Origin of the sequence: Empedobacter sp. UBA6745, assembly GCF_002453775.1 — a bacterium.
GTDB lineage: Bacteria > Bacteroidota > Bacteroidia > Flavobacteriales > Weeksellaceae > Empedobacter > Empedobacter falsenii_C.
Map to the genome: position 1 here is coordinate 1 of NZ_DKHL01000002.1, position 18063 is coordinate 18063.

Consider the following 18063-nt stretch of genomic DNA (forward strand, 5'->3'; position numbering starts at 1 on the left):
GCCTAAATATTTTAAACGATTTACAACAGCTTCATCTCTTCCTCCAGTAATCACTGCAATTCGTATTCCTTGTTTGATGGCTAATTGCATCGCATAACCATCGCGCGTATTCATTGTTCTCACCATTTCGCCAGTTGGTAATAAAATTAAATTTCCATCTGTCAAAACTCCATCCACATCTAAAATAACGGTTTTAATGTTATTTAGTTTTTCTTTATAACTTATCATTTTTCGTAAACTCGTTTGATTGAATCTGTCAATATTTGGTAAATCTGTAATAATCTCGAATCATCTTGTAAGGCCTCTAAATGACGATCAACAATGACTTGATCTCCACGTTTTGCTGGACCAGTTTGCGCATCTTTAGGACTCATTTCGATTACTTTATTTGCTGTTTCTTGTATAAGAGGCAACAAAACATCGAACGGAACATTGTTTTGTTCACAAATATTTCCAGCGATATAATATAAATGATTGACAAAATTATTTGCCCAAACACCTGTCATATGTACTTGCATTCTACTTGCAAAATTTAGTTCGTGAACTTCGTTTGAAATACGATTTCCTAATTCATTCAATTTTTTCAAATCTTCAGGATTTTCTGCTTCGATGAAAAATGGAATATTATCATAACGCATTGTTCTTTCTTTCGAAAAAGTTTGCAATGGATAAAAAACGCCTTTTCGGTAATCGCCTTTCAGAACAGACATTGGAGAGGATCCAGAAGTATGAACAACCAAAACATCATCATACGGAATATAATGAGAGAATTCTTCGATTCCAGAATCGGCACTTGCAATAATATAAATGTCTGCTTTTTCTATTTCAGAAATTTTATCAGTATACGAAATTCTATTTGCTTCTCCGATTTCTCTAGCATGTTCTAATGTTCTATTGAAAATTTGTCGAACATTGCAAGTGTTTTCGATTAATGCACGAGTTAAGTGAAACGCAACATTTCCTGCACCTAATATGACAATTGAACTCAATGTTTTAGCAATTTTTTGATTAATATTAATTGAATGATAAATGTAAGTTTTTCAGCCGAGGAAAAAAATTTTAAAAAAAAATTAAAAATTCTTGTAACATTTTTGAAGTTGTTGCGTCTTATTAATAAAATCATCCAACAATTGGGTTTACCTATTATGTAAAACATAGTACTTTAAAATTTAAAAAAAAGTTTAAAAATTTTGTAACAAAACATTTTTTAAAACGTCTAATTAGGAAAAAGTACGGACAACTCTTATTATGTATTATGTAAAACATAGTACTGTTAAAAAATATTAACTATGAAATTAAACAAATTTACTTTAGCTATTCTTTTCTCCGTTTGCTCTATTTACGGATTCTCGCAGGAACAACATCCTGTGAAAGGAAAGATTGAAAATGCAAAAAATGAAGCGGTTGGTATGGCTGCAATTCAGATTTATAAAGCAGATTCAAAAGAATTATTCGATGAAGTGTATGCAAATGAAGACGGAACATTTGAGATTCCAGATTTGGAAGACGGAAATTATCGTTTGGTGATTACAGAATTTGGTTATCAACAATCTGTAACAACTGCAGAGGTAAAAGGAGGTGAATTAAATTTAGGTAACATCATTTTACAAGTAGAAAAAGCGGAAACCGTAGAACTGAAAGGTGCATTTGTTCGTGCGCAAACTTCTCAATATCGTAATGAAATTGATAAACGTATTGTTGAAGTTGGGAACGATTTGGTATCTGCTGGATCTGATGCTGCTTCTGTTCTGAATAATATTCCGTCTGTAAATGTGGATCAACAAACAGGAGCATTGTCATTAAGAGGAAACGAGAATGTAAAAGTTTTTGTAGATGGTAAACCTTCTTCTCAGTCAGCAGCGCAATTGTTAAAGCAAATTCCTTCGAATCAAATTCAAAGAATCGAAATTATTACCAATCCTTCAGCAAAATATGAAGCGGATGGAAATTCTGGAATCATCAATATTGTTTTGGTAAAAGGAACTAAAAAAGGTTATAATATTGGGTTGATTGCAGGTTATGAACAAGGGAAGAAAAGCCGTTTCAATACATCATTGAATACAAATGTGAATGTAGGAAAGTTCAATTTATTTGGAAATATTAATTACGCTGATCGTCCAGCAAAACAAAATGGTATTGGTCGTAATTATGATGATCGAATTGATCAATTATTTGATATTCAAAATACAAAAAATAGAAATTTATCGTATAAAGCAGGATTCGATTGGTTTATCAATGATAAAAATGCTTTAACGATTTATACAAATCAGTGGGATGGAGATCATGCTGCTTTAATCAATACAAATGTTTTAAAAACTAATTTTAATAAATTAAATAGAAATGATATTTGGTCAGATTCAAGAAGTTCTGATTATAGTTTGAATTACAAATTAGATTTCAATAAAAAAGATCACAATCTTGTTTTAGATGCATTTTATTCGATTAATAAAGAGGATGATGACAGAGATTACTTAAATACATTTCCAAAAGACGAGTTTTATCAAGAATATCGTTACGATAAAACGCAAACAACTCGTATTAATTTAGATTATACCAATCAAATTGAAAATGCAGGAAAATTAGAAGCAGGAATTCAATATCGTAAAGAGTCTAATGATAATGATATGGATTCTACTAAAGAATTAACAAATCCTCTTAATGGAAATATATACAATCCGTCAGTAGATTTTCAGTTCGATCGTTCGTTTTATTCTGCTTATACAAATTACAAACAGAAATTTAATAAGTTTGGAGCGCAAGTTGGATTACGTTTAGAGCGTGTTGAAGATAATGCAGATTGGTTTTATTCACCAAATGAAGCAGGAACTCTGAAAAAAGATTATACAGATTTATTTCCTTCGGCTTTCTTAACGTATGATTTGACTGAAAAAGCGCAATTATCATTAAACTATAGCCGACGAATTAATCGACCAGGAATTTATCAATTAACTCCAGTTCCTCAATATTCAACAGCATTAATGTCGAGCGAAGGAAATCCAAATCTTCGTCCAGAATATACAGATTCTTATGAAATTGGTTATTTAAAACAATTAACAAAAGGTTCTATTTCTGCGAATTTATTTTACAGAAGTGTAAAAGATAATATCATTCAATCATTCAAAAAGGATGAAGATATCGAGTCAGCAATTATTCAGTACAATTTGAACTACGATAAAGTAAATAAATTTGGAGTTGAAGCAAGCTGGAATTATAAATTGGCTAAATGGATGAATGTTTATTTGGCAGGAGATTTCACTTCTTCTGAGATGCAAAATGATCACAAGAAAATTACAGCAAATGTATTTTCTGCTCGTATGAATAATACGTATAATTTATCTAAAAAATTAAGTTTACAACAATTTGGATTCTTTAGAGGCAAAACTAAATTTTTGCAAGGAGAAATGTTAGAAATGTGGCGAATGGATTTAGGCTTACGTTACACGTTTATGGACGGAAAAGCAGCTTTATCAGCTCGTGTTAATGATGTTTTCAAAACGATGCGAGCAAGAGTTCATATGGATGATCCATATTATGGATATGCAAACTTTAACTGGGAATCTCAAACAGCTTACTTAGGATTTACATACAATTTCGGAGGAAAAGTTAAATCAAGAGCCGAAGCTCAGCAAAATAAAACAGAGCAAAACGGTGGTGGAATCGGTATACAATAAAAAAAACATTCTTCATTTATTTAAATATTCTTAAAACTAAAAAGAGTTCCAATATTTTTGGAACTCTTTTTTTATTTGGGTTAATATTTTTTTTATTGAACTTCTTTCTTGAATAATTTATTCAACGTTACAGCAATAGCTCCATCTCCAGTTACATTTCCTGCTGTTCCAAAACTATCCATTGCGATATAAAGTGCAATCATCAATGCTTGATTTTCTGCATTAAATCCTAACATCGAAGCAATAATTCCAATCGCTGCCATAATCGCTCCACCAGGAACGCCAGGCGCTGCAACCATCGCAATTCCAAGCATCATCATAAATCCTAAAAATTGAACAAAATCAATTTCTATTCCTTGGATTAACATCAATGCTAAACAACAACAAACGATTTTTAACATCGAACCAGATAAGTGAATTGTTGCACACAAAGGCACTGCGAAATTGGCAATTTCGTCGCGAACACCAATTTTCTTTACTTGCGCAATTGTTACAGGAATTGTAGCCGCCGAAGATTGTGTTCCTAATGCTGTGAAATAGGCGGGTAACATCAATTTCAACATAGTAAAAGGATTCTTTTTTGCAATAATTCCGGCAATTGTAAATTGAAGCACTAACAAGAAAACATGTAGCACGAAAATTACACCAATAATTTTCAAAAATACATTCATAATTGTTACCACTTGTCCTGAATATGACATGTTCAAGAAGATTCCGAAAATGAAAATTGGTAATAGTGGAATGATTAAATTTTGAATTAAATACGTAATAATTGATTCGAAATCATCTGCAAATTTTCCAAAAGTCGAATCTTTCAATCGTGATAATCCAATTCCGAAAAGAAATGAAAAAACTAAACCTGGCATTACACCAAATAATGGAGGAAATTCGATTGAAAAGTAAGGTGCAAATTCTTTGGCTTTTTCTGCTAAATTAATTTGACCAGTTTGATTTTCTAATAAACTTGGAAATACAGACATACTTACAGAATAACCTAATAATCCTGAAAAAATGGTTGATCCGTAAGCGATTAAAACAGTTGCTAATAATAATTTTCCGGCTGTTTGTCCTAATCTCCCAATTGATGGAACAATTAATCCAACAATGATTAATGGAATTAAAAAGTTAAGTAATTCGCTAAAAAAATCATTGAAAGTCATAAAAATACGACCAACAGCTTCTGGGATAATTCCACCGAGTACAATTCCGAGTACAATGGCTAGAATAACTTTTACGAGTAAATTGTCTTTAAGTTTGTGCATAGTCAAATTTAGAAAAAATCCGTTCAATACAAGGTTTTAATTCAAAATGTTGATAAAAAGAAAAAAGCGATGCTAAAATTTAGCATCGCTTTTTGGTATATAATTTTTGATAAAATTATTTTTTAGGTAAACGAACAATTCGGCTAGCATCGTTCGTATAAGCTTTACTTCCGCTTATTTTTTTGTATGCAAACTTCGATGCCAAACGTGTATTTTCTGTTGTAATATTGTTGGTAACATCACCTTTATTATTCATTCTGTCCACAATATCATACGTTACATCGTAGCCTAATTGCTCGTAACGCGTCGGAAATTCACAATAAACTTCCTTGAAATCTTTGATCACACTTTGCACTTCCGTATCTCTTGTATTGATTAATCGCGCAGTACTAAACACAAAACCAAATTCGCGGAACGCATCGATATTTTTCGCATTATCTGCACTATAAACATCATAAACCGAAACTGATTTTATCCCGAAGGCTTTGATATTGTCTTTGTTAAATGTTTTTAATTTCTCTAAATATTGTTTTCCCAAATTATCATCATCACCAACTAAAACTGTGATAATTGGTGTGTAATAATCTTCGCCGTTTACTTTGTCGTGTGGTTGAACAATTTTTGCTGCGCTATCTACAATCACAACATTTGCTTTCAACTGTTTTTCTAATTGTTTTTTCGTATAACTTGCTAACTCTTGATCGTCACGATTTGTTAATAAATAAACTTGTTCTCCAGCAAAGTTTTTCCCAATTTCTTCGATGATTTGATCTGCAATTACTTCATCTTTTGGATTAGAAATCAATAAATCATTGAAAGAATTTAACGAATCGTCATTTGCATAAGGCGAAATCACAGCAATACCAGAATTGCTAAAGAAATTCGCAACTTCCGTAACATCAGACGTGTTCAACGGACCAATAACTGCATCTGTTTTACTGAAATCTGTTGTTGATAGAATATCTTGTAAGTTTACGCTTTTCGTGTCGATCACTTTTACATTTACATTTTTACCTTTTTTCGCCAAACGAGTCAACGCTAATTTAGCTCCAGTAAAAAATTGCATCGCTTGCGAATTTTTCAATTGCGGATTATTTGCAACATCAAAAGGTAGCATAATCGCAACATTAATTTCGTTGTCATTAGCACGTTTCAACTTCCCTGCAGTTCCGTATTTGATGATTTTAGCATTTTTTTGCAATGGAATTTTAAGAGTCATTCCAGCTTTTAAACCATTGATCAAATCAGGGTTTAAACGCAATAATTCATCTAAATTTGTGTTGTATTTTTCTAAAATTCCGTAAGCCGAATCTCCATTCTGAACAACATAATTGATCGTATTTTCTTCAATCACAACAGAACCAGATTTTTTAGGAATTGTAATCACCATTCCTTCTTTTACACCTGTTTGTAAAGCTGGATTTTCTGCATATAAATCGTCAACACTTACATTATATTGTTTTGCTAAAGTGTATAAAGTTTCTCCTTTTTTGATTAAATGTGTTCCTTTTGGAACAGAAAAAACTTTGTTTGTCACATCTTTTGGAAGCTTGATTACGTCACCAACTTCTAAACCTCTTTCTTTGATTTGAGGGTTTAATGAGTTCAATGTTTCTTCCGAAATTTTATATTTTTTTGTCAAATTGTAAACCGTTTCTTTCGGCTCAATTGTAATATATTGATAATTGTCGTCTGAAGTTTTTACGTTTGACGTAGTTGTTTGTGTATTGGTCTCAGTTGGTTTGGTTGTCGTAGTTCCTTTACCTGGAATCACAATCAAATCACCTGGATGAATCCCATTTTTTTCAATTTTAGGATTGGCTTTATACAATTCTTCTTGCGAAACACCATATTGTTTCGAAATTCCGTAAACGGTTTCTTTTGCTTGAACTGTATGCGTTTTTTGTTGAGCATAAAGTGCTGATGCACCAACAAATAACAATAAAGCTAATATTTTTTTCATTTAGATGAATTTTCGTGGTCAAATATACAAATTATGTTTTGTTTAGAGTTCCTCTTTCAATGTATTTATGATGAACTCGAAATCAAAAGGTCGAAGACTATCTTCAATAAAATCAATGAAATACTGAATATTAATGTAATCAAAATCAGCAAAATTTTTCACACGTTCTTGCAAACCATTTTGTTGAGAAAGATCATTTAATAATTGCTCGATTCTCTTCAATAAATCCTCATTTTTTTTCACTTCTGCATGTACCAAACGTTGTTTTATTTTCTCAAAACCTTTCAACTGTTTTGTACGCTGCGCTTGTATCATATCCGCAAAAGAAGATTCTGTTAACGAACTCAAATGTTCCAAACGATCAAAAATACTTTTTAATTCTTCTTCCAATTCAGGAAGTTTTGGAGCAATTTCTGATGAATTTATCGAACGTTTTTTTGTGATTGCTAAACTATTCGAAAATAAATCTTCGTTTGATAGATCTAATTTTTGTTGTTTTTCGTATTGTTTTTCAGTTCGGATTAACAATGAATTTCTCAAAACTAAAAGTGGAAAATCAACTTCAAATTGATTGAACATTTCTTTCAGTTGTAACCAATAAGCCATTTCGCCACCGCCGCCAACATAGGCAACATTTGGTAAAATTGTTTCTTGGTACAATGGTCTCAAAATCACATTTGGGCTAAATTTATCTGGATTTTGATGTAAATCGGCAATAATTTCTTCTTTCGAAAATTTGATTGAAGTGTTATTGACAAAATACGTTCCATTTTGTTCAACAATACGTTCGCGCGAATTATTTTGATTGATATAAAACAAATTTATCTCACGAGGATTTACTTGAATAGAATAACCCAATTGTTCTAATTTCTCATTTTGAGGTATTACTTTTTTGAATGATGTTGACTGAATTAATTCTTCCTCAAAAGTCGGAATCATTAGTTTTTTCAATTCTTTATCATCTCCATCAATCATTAACAATCCAAGATCTTTGAATAATAAATGAACCAATTTTCGTGTTGCGTCTGTCAAATTATCATTCGATAAATAAGATGCTTCAATCAAATTTTGCAATTCAGTTTTCTTTTTTCCATTTGGAATTAATGACAAAAATGAATCAAAAACTTTTTGTAAACCGTTTGTTGATAAACGACCAACTGGTCCACCAAATTCTTTTTCCCAATGAATAATTCGATCTCCAAATTTGAAATGATTAATTTCTTCGAAATCGTGATCTTCTGTCGCCATCCAAAACATCGGAACAAAATTGATTTCACTTTGTTCATTATTCAATTCTTCGCATGCTTTGATAACTTGCAAAATTTTATAAAAAAAGAAAATTGGACCTGTAAATAAATTTAATTGATGTCCAGTCGTAATTGTTACTGTATTCTTTTCTCTTAATTTTTGTAGATTATTTTGTTGCTTTTCCGATAAATCTAAATGACCTAATTGTTTCGAAATTTGTTCAACAAGAATTGCTCTATTTTTATAATGTCCAAGCTTATTTTTCGCTTGTTTTATATAGTTTTCTTTGGTTGGAAATAGGTTGTAGAAGTTTTTCAAATTCTCGTCTTGATTGATATAATTTAACATCAATTTTGAGAAATAATTTGAATCCTTAAGTGATATTGTTTCCATTTAATTTTTATTAATCGTTTGATGTACATCCATTGCTCTGTCCGTTGCAAAAATGTCGACACCATCTTTTTCTAAATCGCGGTAAAGTTGTCCATTTTTCGCCGAAGCACTTTTATCTAAGTTTCCTAAAGTTCCAAAAATGACCAAAATATCTTTGTCATGAATTTTATTTAAAAATGATTTATCATTGCGTCGAGTTCCCGTAAATGCAACCATTTTGTCAGTCGGAATTCCGCTGTTCATCATTTCATTAAATTCTCGTTCGTTTCGCATCGAAACAGATAATAACATATCTGGCGCAAGTTGATGCAACTTTTTCGCTTGACCAACTGTATACGTCACCAAAACAACCTGTTTTTGCATGTTTGCTTGTTCTATTGTCTTTACAATATCACGATAATCAACACCTTTTTTGATGTCAACCATAAAATAAATTGGTTTACTTTTTCCCCAATTTAACGCTTCTGCAAAAGTCGGAATTTTGTATGACGTTTGTTGTCCAAAATCATCTACCAAAAAGTATTCCTTAATGGTTTTTAAGTCAACTTGATTGACATCTTGTCGCCCTGTGCTTGTTCGTTGCAACGAATTATCGTGCATTAAAATAAGTTGATTATCCTTTGTTTCAGCAACATCAATCTCAAAAATTTGTATTCCTTTTTGATAAAGATGTTCAAAAGTTTCGATACAATTTTCGGGAAAACCATGTATTCTACTTCCGCCGCGATGCGCGCTGACAAAGTTTTTATTTTTGGTCGAATATTTGAAGGATATTTCTTCGGATGAAGTATTTTGATGTGTTTCGGATTGATTTTTCTTCGGATTACAACTAAAAATAGTCAGTAAACTGAACATTAAAATTCCGAGATAATATCGTTTAAAATAATTGAAATTCATATTTTTAAATAAAAAATTAAATTAATTCATTCTAAAATTGCGAATGAAGCTGTAAATTTAAACTGAAAATAATCAACAAAATAAATTATTATGGGACTTAGAACTTTTTTGAAAAGAATTTTAGGAAAAACTGAAACTGCGATTGATGTTGCGGGAGATAAATTTGACGATGTTTCGGCAACTGTAAAAAAAGCAGGAACATTGATTGCAGATGACGCATCGGATTTTGCGCGTAAAACAATCAATAATATAAAAGATGCTTCGGGTGATTTGAAAGAACAATCGAAAGAAGCCGCTAAAGATTTTAAAGAAAGATCGAAGCAAGATTATAACGATGTAAAAGATATTGCGGAAAAGCAAATGAAAGAAACAAGTGCTTTTGTGAAAGAGAAAGTTTCGGATTTGAAAGAAACTTTTAAAGAAGAAAAAACAGAATTGGAAGAAAAAGCTGATGAGTTAAAAACAAAAGCCGAAAATAAATTAGACGAAGCTTCTGAAGATATTAAAAAAGAGACAAACGATTAAAAAGTCTTTATTTATTAAGTTTTATTACAATTTATAAATGTTAAATTTAACATTAGTTATTGATTATTATAAAATTGGTTTAATTTTTGATTTAATAATTTTTCCTCGAAATAATTAAAATGACTGAATACAAAGATCTCGAGCCCTCTACAAACCCTAAACATAAAAATGAATTCGTAAAGAATATTATTATTGCTGTTTTAGCAGTATCCTTGTTATTAGCTATTGGGTATATTGTATATTCTAAAGAAGCAAATGCAAAATCTTCGATAGAAATGCAAAGTGATATCAATGATTTGGAACGATCTAGAGAAATTCTGAAACAAGAATTACGTATAATTAGATCAGATTTTGATGATGCTAAAACTCGTGTTGTAAAAAAAGATTCTTCTTTAAGTTATCAAGATCGATTGATTTTGGAGAAACAAAAAGAGATTCAATCAATCTTAAATAAAGAAGGAATTACAAGTGGAGAATTGCAACGTGCTAAACGTTTGATAACCTCTTTACAAGCAGATATTAAAGTTTATAAAGAAGAAATTGTTCGCTTGAAAGACGAAAATAAAAAGCTGACAAGCAAGAATACAGAGTTAACTTCGGAAAATTCTCATTTGAATGAGCAGAAAAAAACTGTTGAATCAAATTTGAGTACTGAAAAAGAAAATCATCAGAATTTAATCAAAGAAACAAATTCTACTTTATCGATTTCAAATTATACGATTAAAGGTTTGAGAGTAAAATCAAGCGGAAAAGAAGTGGAAACAACGCGAGCAAGAAGAATTGATAAGGTTAGAGTATCTTTTGATTTGGATAAAAACTTGAATGCGACTTCAGAAACCAAAGAATTGTATGTATCTATTTATAAACCAAGCGGCGAGATAGGAAAATTTAAAGGTGCTGATGCTGGTGAAACAACTTTACGTTCTGGATCTTCTGTAGAATATTCTGATCGTGTAAAAGTTAATTACAATAATATGTCTGGTTCAAGAGTTAATTTTGACTGGGTTGATTATGATTTTCCAAAAGGTGAATATAAAATCGATATTTACCAAAATGGATACAAAGTTGGTCAAAATGTGATTATACTTCGATAAATATTAAAATTATAAATAAAAAAATCTCTTCAATAATATTGAAGAGATTTTTTATTTTAATGAATTTCTTTATTCAACAATTAAGATGAAATAATTCTTTTTACCTTTTTGTAATAAAACGTATTTATCTGCGATCAAATTTTCTGTTGTTAATACAAATTCTTCCGCTACTTTTTCTTTGTTAACAGAAATTGCGTTTGCTTTTAATTCGCGACGCGCTTCTGAATTTGATTTTAAGAAACCAGATTTTTCAGCTAAAGCAGTTACAATATCTAAACCAGCTTCGATATCAGCTTTTGCAATTGTTGCTTGAGGTACACCTTCGAAAACTGATAAGAAAGTATCTCCATCTAATTCTTTCAAATCTTCTGAAGTTGATTTTCCGAATAAAACTTGAGATGCTTTTTCTGCTTTTCGTAATTCTTCAACACCATGAACTAAAATCGTAATTTCAGTTGCTAATTTACGTTGTAATTCGCGTAAATGTGGCTCTTGACGATGACGCTCGATAAAATCATCAATTGCTTCTTTTTCTAAGAATGTATAAATTTTGATGTAACGTTCTGCATCCGCATCCGCTTGATTTAACCAAAATTGGTAGAATTTATAAGGAGAAGTACGGTTTTTATCTAGCCAAATATTTTCTCCACCTTCTGATTTTCCAAATTTAGTTCCGTCAGCTTTAGTTGTTAATGGACAAGTAAAAGCAAACGCTTCACCTTGTACTGTACGACGAATTAATTCTGTTCCTGTTGTAATATTTCCCCATTGATCAGAACCTCCCATTTGCAATTTTGCACCTAATTCTTTGTACAAATGTAAATAATCGTATCCTTGAATCAATTGATATGTAAATTCTGTGAAAGACATTCCGACATTCGATTCAGAAGAAAGTCTTGATTTTACAGAATCTTTCGCCATCATATAATTTACAGTAATGTGTTTTCCTACATTACGCGCAAAATCGATGAATGAAAAATCTTTCATCCAATCATAGTTATTCACCAATAAAGCTGAATTTCCATTATTTGTATCAAAATCTAAGAAACGAGACAATTGTGCTTTAATTCCAGCAACATATTTATTCAATGTTTCTTCGTCTAATAAACTTCTCTCTGCTGCTTTACCAGTAGGATCACCGATAAAACCAGTTGCACCACCCACCAATGCGATTGGACGATGACCGTGACGTTGCAAATGAACCAATAAGAAAATAGGAACCAAACTTCCCACGTGAAGAGAATCTGCTGTAGGATCGAAACCTACATAACCAGAAGTCATTTCTTTATTTAGTTGTTCTTCTGTCCCTGGCATAATATTGTGAACCAGTCCTCTCCAAGTCAATTCTTCAATTAATGGATTCATAGTATTTTAATATATTTTTTATCTAATTTTTACAAGATACAAAGTTATGATTTTTCAGTAGATTATAAATGATCTGTCAAAATAAAACTTATTTGATATATTTATTTAAAATTTGAATAAAAGGAATACATGCAAATACTTTTCGAGAATGAAAAATTCAAATGGATTAATTTACAAAATCCTACAAAAATTGAGTTGAATGAAATTGCTACAAAATATTGTTTTCAGAAATTAACGATTGAAGATAGTTTGGAGCCTGGACATTTACCTAAATATGAATCAGATGATTCAAAAGTTTCGTTTTTGTTAATTCGTTTTTTTGATAAAGAACACCGTATGTTGAAAAACACTGTTCGAGAATTTAGTCACAAAATCAGTATTTACATCGGAACAGATTTTATTGTGACTGTTCATCAAAAGGAAACGGATATTTTCGAGAAAATTCAGAAAAAATATTTAGCTAATACTGATCCTTCTAAAATCATTATCAAAGGAATTTTGTATCGTATTATTTCCGAAACCATCAAAACGTATGAAGAACCAGCATATCAAATGGACGAAGAAGTCAATCAACTCGAGCATTTGATTTTTACGGATGATTTTAGAAAAATTAAACTTCCTACCTTATATAAAATCAAACGAGAAGCTACAGCTTGCAAAAAAATATTAGATTATACGCTTGAAGCACTGAAAGAATATCGCGCGGATAACAAAAAGACAAGTTCATCACAGGATTTGTACGAAGAAAACGTAAAAATGTTACACTTGCATTCACAAATTGTAGATGACGTACAAAGTTTGTTAACAATTTATCTTTCGTTAAATGGACAGAAATCTAACGAAATTATGCAAACGCTTACCGTTTTTTCTGCATTTTTCTTACCCTTAACTTTTATCGCTGGAATTTATGGAATGAATTTCGATTTCATGCCCGAGTTAAATTACAAATTAGGCTATCCAATTTGTTTACTTGTCATGTTATTAGTGGTAATTTTTATTTACTTTTGGTTCAGGAAAAAAAAATATTTATAATTCAGTATGATTTTCGTAACGGGAGGAACAGGTTTGGTTGGCGCGCATTTGTTGGTAGAATTGGCAAAAAAGCAACAACCTATTCGTGCTTTAAAACGAAAAACATCGAACACAGAAACCATCCAAAATTTCTTTGCGGATCAAAATGCTTCGCAATTTTATCAGTTTATTCATTGGATTGATGGTGATTTGTTGGATGTAACTGAACTTCCGAATTTATTAGACGGAATCGAGACAATTTATCACGCTGCGGCCTTTGTTTCATTTGATGAACGTCAAGAAGAAGAAATTTTCAATACGAATATTTTAGGAACTGAATCTTTAGTAAATGAAGCGATTGATTCTGGCGTGAAAGAATTTTTCTTCATTAGCTCTATTGCTTCGATGGATGATTTGAATCCAGCAACTAAAATGATTGATGAGCGCTCTGGTTGGAACAATGGCTTGACGCATTCTTCTTATTCTATCTCAAAATTTAGAGCAGAAATGGAAGTTTGGCGCGCTTCACAAGAAGGGATTAAAGTTATCATTATTAATCCTGGTGTAATCATCGGAACTTTGGATACAAAACGTGCAAGCGAAAGTTTGTTTCAACAAAATTCGTCAAAAAGCGATTATGCTCCTTCGGGCGGAACTGGTTTTGTTGATGTTCGCGATGTGGTGAAGATTTTTTTAGAATTAATTAATCAACAAGTTTACAATCAAAAATTTGTGGTAATTTCTGAAAATAAAAGTTACCGAGAAGTGTTTGATTTTGTTTCGATTAACAGCAAACGTTCAGTCAAAAATGTTTCAAACACAACCTTGAAAATCATTAAAAATCTATCTATTTTTAGTCGAATTTTTGGTGGGAAATATATGACAAAAGCGAATTATTATTCGTTGACAACTTATACCAAATATGACAATTCTAAAGTTAAAAATTTGCTTCAATACGAATTTATTCCAATCAAAGAAGCAATTGATTATCATTATAAACGCTTTCAAAAGCTGAATTCTACAAAATAGTTTACTTTTGTTTTATGGAACAACAATTCATTTCAACACTTTCAATAATTGCTTCGGAATTAAAATCAGGAAGCGTTTCTGCTAAAAGTCCATCAAATATTGCGTTGGTAAAATATTGGGGAAAAAAGAAAAATCAAATTCCAACCAATAGCTCTATCAGCTACACATTAACGAATAGCTATACAGAAACTGAATTAAAATTTTCACCAAAAACGTCGGATACTTTTGAGGTTGAAGTTTATTTGGAAGGAGAATTGAAAGAAAGTTTTGCTCCAAAAATCATTACTTTTTTTGAAAGAATTACCGCCTACATTCCATTTTTGAATCAATACAAATTTGAAATTCACACACACAATTCTTTTCCACATAGTTCTGGAATTGCTTCTTCAGCTTCTGGAATGTCGGCAATGGCTTTGTGTTTAGTTCAAATTGAGAATATTTTAGGGGCTAATTTATCAGAAGAAGATGCTTTGAAAAAAGCTTCTTTCTTGGCTCGTTTAGGTTCTGGAAGTGCTTGTCGTTCGGTTTACAAAGGTTTGGTTGAATGGGGAGAAAATGATTTTATCGAAGGAAGCTCAGATTTATTTGGAACAAAATATCCAGATGTCGAAATTCATGATGTTTTCAAAACTTTTCACGACACCATTTTATTGATTCACGAAGGTCAAAAATCAGTTTCTTCTACTGTTGGTCACAATTTGATGAACGGACATCCGTATGCTGAACGTCGTTTTGTGGAAGCAAATGAAAACTTGAAAGCTTTATTACCAATTTTAAAATCTGGTAATATCAAAGCGTTTGGAGAATTGGTAGAACATGAAGCGTTGACATTACACGCCATGATGATGATGTCTAATCCTGCATTTATTTTGATGAAACCAAATACAGTTGCGGCTTTAGAAAAACTGTGGGAATTCCGTCGTGAGACTGGAAATCATTTGTATTTTACATTAGATGCTGGTGCAAATGTACATTTATTGTATCCTGAGCAAGATGCGGAAGCGATTGAAATCTTCATCGAAAATGAATTAAAACAATTCTGTCAAAACGGAAATTATATAAAAGATAAAGTGAGTTTTTAATCACTTCTAAAACAAAAAAGGTTGTCAATTTATTTGATGACCTTTTTTTATATGATTTAGTTTTAAAATATAAAGATGTTATTTTTAACACTTTAAATAATTGTTTAATAATGGATTATATTGTTTTTGTTTTGAATATTTTTGCTCGTTGCGTCGTTATTATTTGATAAAACAAGTTTATCTTAGTCATTATCAAAAATTAACACATGAAACAACTTTCATTTTTTTCTCTATTAGCCACACTTGCGGTTTCCAATTTTGTTTCTGCTCAAAATAGTTTCATTCCTCAACCTCAACAATTAGAATTGAAGAAAGGAACTTTAGTTTTAGGAAATAAAATTACGATTAATCCAGATCCAAATTTTCCTGAAATAGATTATTTAATGAAACAATTCAAATCAATTACTGGTAAAAATCTAACGAAAACTACTTCTAACAATTTCGATAATACAATTAATATAATTTATTTGGCTGCTCCAGAAAATAGTAACGAAGAATATTATGAATTAGATATTAATCAAAATGGAATTTCGATTGCTGCGCCCACAAATCGAGGGATTTTTCATGGAATACAAACACTTTTACAATTAATAGAAGAACATAAATCGGATCTCAAATTACCATATCTCAAAATAAAAGACGAACCAAAATTTGCGTATCGCGGAATGCATTTAGATGTTTGTCGTCATTTTTTTACGGTAGATGAGGTTAAGAATTATTTGGATTATTTGGCGGCTTACAAATACAATAAATTTCATTGGCATTTGACTGATGATCAAGGTTGGCGAATTGAAATTAAAAAATATCCGAAGTTAACAGAAGTTGGCGCATGGCGAAATGGATCGCAGGTTGGTGCGTATTCGGATATGAAATTTGATGATAAAAAATATGGTGGATTTTACACGCAAGAGCAGATAAAAGAGGTGGTTGCGTATGCGGCGAAATTGCATATAGATGTTATTCCAGAAATCGAAATGCCAGGTCATGCGCAGGCTGCGTTAGCGGCTTATCCTAATTTAGGTTGTACAGATGAGAAGTTAGAAGTATGGAAAACGTGGGGAGTTTCGGAAGATATTTTTTGTCCAAAAGAAGAAACGTTTCAGTTTTTGCAAGATGTCATGGATGAGGTAATTCCGCTTTTTCCGTATGAATATGTACATATTGGAGGTGATGAGGCGCCAAAGAAACGTTGGAAAGAAAGTGCGTTTGTACAAGATTTGATGAAAAAATTGAACATCAAAGATGAGTTGCATATGCAAAGTTATTTCATCACGCGAATGGAGAAATACATCAATAGTAAAGGGAAGCAAATTATTGGTTGGGATGAAATCCTTGAAGGAGGTTTAGCACCAAATGCAACGGTGATGAGTTGGACAGGAATTGAAGGGGGAATTCATGCTGCGAAAACAAAACATAAGGCAATTATGACGCCAACTTCTACCAATTATTTTGATTATTATCAAGGAAATCCCGAAACCGAACCTTTGTCTATTGGTGGAAATTTACGCTTGCAAAAAGTGTATGCCTATAATCCTATTCCGAAAGAATTGACTGAAGAAGAAGCAAAGTATATTTGGGGAACGCAAGGAAATTTATGGACAGAATATATTTTAGATTTTCCGCATGTTCAACATATGATTTTTCCACGTATGATGGCACTTTCAGAAGTTGCTTGGGGAACTTCAAAACCTGATGAATACAAGAATTTTGAGAATCGTGTAATTCGTCATTTTGCGATTTTAGATGAAAAAGGAATCAAACATAGTACGGCGATTTATGAGGTGGATGGAAAAGCTTCTGTTGACCAAAATGGAAAAATAAAATATGAGTTGAGTTCGGCGAATGAACCTTCACGAATTCGTTTTACAACAGATGGTTCAGAGCCAACTATTAATTCGAATGTGTATCAAAAACCGTTAGAAATTACGAAATCTCAAACCGTAAAATCGGCTTATTTTGAAGATGGAAAAAAAGTAAGCGCAACAACTTCTCAGGACTTTGTTATTACGAAATCAACAGCCAAAAAAATCACATTAGAGCATCAACCTGCTGAGGCATATTCGGTTGGTGGAACGTCTACTTTGGTGGATGGAATAAAAGGAAGTCTTAAAAATCATGGTAAATCGTGGTTAGGTTTTTCTGGAAAAGATGTGATTGCAACAATAGATTTCAAAACTAAAATGGAGTTTTCTACTATTCAATTTTCCACCTTAGACCGTAAAGGAAGTTGGATTTATCTTCCGAAATCTGTTAAAGCGCTGATTTCGGATAATGGAAAAGATTTTAAAGAAATTAAAACTATTTCATCTCCTGAAATCGAAAAATCAAATGGAATAATGAAGATTAATTTACAAAAACAACAAGCGAAATATCTTAAGCTTGTGATTGAAAATTTAGGAATAATTCCAAATGGACAAGCTGGTGCAGGAAATAAGGCATGGTTATTTATTGATGAAATTTCGGTTGAATAAACACAAAATAGTCAAAACCAAAAAAGCAAGCTACAAGAGCTTGCTTTTTGTT

13 protein-coding genes and 1 pseudogene are annotated in these 18063 nt (G+C 31.5%); 7 read left to right on the plus strand and 7 right to left on the minus strand.

Translation table 11 applies throughout. The annotated features are described in order from the left end of the window. Both B4H69_RS01395 and B4H69_RS01400 read right to left on the minus strand, forming a co-directional pair. A pseudogene (locus B4H69_RS01395) lies at positions 1 to 228 on the minus strand (3-deoxy-D-manno-octulosonate 8-phosphate phosphatase); the annotation flags it as partial. Beyond that, positions 225 to 989: a Rossmann-like and DUF2520 domain-containing protein gene (locus B4H69_RS01400; RefSeq protein ID WP_280035387.1), complete on the minus strand. Its 765-nt coding sequence runs from the start codon at positions 987 to 989 to the stop codon at positions 225 to 227. The pseudogene B4H69_RS01395 and the gene B4H69_RS01400, both read right to left, overlap by 4 nt. Positions 990 to 1289: 300 nt before the next feature. Between B4H69_RS01400 and B4H69_RS01405 the strand changes: the two genes are divergently transcribed. Continuing rightward, entirely contained in the window at positions 1290 to 3671 is a 2382-nt protein-coding gene (locus B4H69_RS01405; protein WP_291092474.1) for a TonB-dependent receptor domain-containing protein, read from the plus strand. A 92-nt stretch (positions 3672 to 3763) separates the two neighbouring features. On the opposite strand, the gene B4H69_RS01410 is transcribed toward B4H69_RS01405, so the two are convergent. The 4 genes from B4H69_RS01410 to B4H69_RS01425 all read right to left on the minus strand — a co-directional run bounded on the left by B4H69_RS01410 (position 3764) and on the right by B4H69_RS01425 (position 9392). Then, entirely contained in the window at positions 3764 to 4933 is a 1170-nt protein-coding gene (locus B4H69_RS01410; protein WP_291092476.1) for a dicarboxylate/amino acid:cation symporter, read from the minus strand. A gap of 115 nt (positions 4934 to 5048) precedes the next feature. Next, the gene (locus B4H69_RS01415; protein ID WP_038336376.1) at positions 5049 to 6896 is read right to left on the minus strand and encodes a LysM peptidoglycan-binding domain-containing protein; all 1848 of its coding nucleotides are present in this window, start codon (positions 6894 to 6896) and stop codon (positions 5049 to 5051) included. Positions 6897 to 6938: 42 nt separating this feature from the next. After that, positions 6939 to 8537 carry a bacillithiol biosynthesis cysteine-adding enzyme BshC gene (gene bshC, locus B4H69_RS01420; RefSeq protein WP_291092478.1) on the minus strand — a complete coding sequence of 533 codons (1599 nt, stop codon included), beginning with the start codon at positions 8535 to 8537 and terminating at the stop codon, positions 6939 to 6941. Beyond that, positions 8538 to 9392: a glycerophosphodiester phosphodiesterase family protein gene (locus B4H69_RS01425; protein WP_291092480.1), complete on the minus strand. Its 855-nt coding sequence runs from the start codon at positions 9390 to 9392 to the stop codon at positions 8538 to 8540. Positions 9393 to 9524: 132 nt separating this feature from the next. Between B4H69_RS01425 and B4H69_RS01430 the strand changes: the two genes are divergently transcribed. Further along, complete coding sequence (locus tag B4H69_RS01430; protein WP_180905367.1) at positions 9525 to 9959, plus strand: hypothetical protein; 435 nt, start codon at positions 9525 to 9527, stop codon at positions 9957 to 9959. A gap of 119 nt (positions 9960 to 10078) precedes the next feature. Next, positions 10079 to 11053 carry a hypothetical protein gene (locus B4H69_RS01435; protein ID WP_180905366.1) on the plus strand — a complete coding sequence of 325 codons (975 nt, stop codon included), beginning with the start codon at positions 10079 to 10081 and terminating at the stop codon, positions 11051 to 11053. A gap of 69 nt (positions 11054 to 11122) precedes the next feature. Here the strand turns inward: B4H69_RS01435 and tyrS are convergent, their stop codons facing one another. Beyond that, positions 11123 to 12418, minus strand: coding sequence for a tyrosine--tRNA ligase (gene tyrS, locus B4H69_RS01440; RefSeq protein ID WP_180905365.1), 1296 nt, complete (start codon positions 12416 to 12418; stop codon positions 11123 to 11125). 129 nt (positions 12419 to 12547) lie between these two features. Between tyrS and B4H69_RS01445 the strand changes: the two genes are divergently transcribed. From B4H69_RS01445 to B4H69_RS01460, 4 genes are all read left to right on the plus strand, one after another. After that, the gene (locus B4H69_RS01445; RefSeq protein WP_180905364.1) at positions 12548 to 13450 is read left to right on the plus strand and encodes a CorA family divalent cation transporter; all 903 of its coding nucleotides are present in this window, start codon (positions 12548 to 12550) and stop codon (positions 13448 to 13450) included. Positions 13451 to 13456: 6 nt separating this feature from the next. Further along, positions 13457 to 14458 (plus strand): NAD-dependent epimerase/dehydratase family protein, encoded by a 1002-nt coding sequence (locus B4H69_RS01450; protein ID WP_180905363.1) that lies wholly within the window; start codon positions 13457 to 13459, stop codon positions 14456 to 14458. Between the two features lie 14 nt (positions 14459 to 14472). After that, on the plus strand, positions 14473 to 15540 hold the full coding sequence (locus tag B4H69_RS01455; protein ID WP_180905362.1) for a diphosphomevalonate/mevalonate 3,5-bisphosphate decarboxylase family protein: 1068 nt from the start codon (positions 14473 to 14475) through the stop codon (positions 15538 to 15540). 206 nt (positions 15541 to 15746) lie between these two features. Next, complete coding sequence (locus B4H69_RS01460) at positions 15747 to 18011, plus strand: family 20 glycosylhydrolase (RefSeq protein ID WP_180905361.1); 2265 nt, start codon at positions 15747 to 15749, stop codon at positions 18009 to 18011. Positions 18012 to 18063 lie beyond the last annotated feature (52 nt).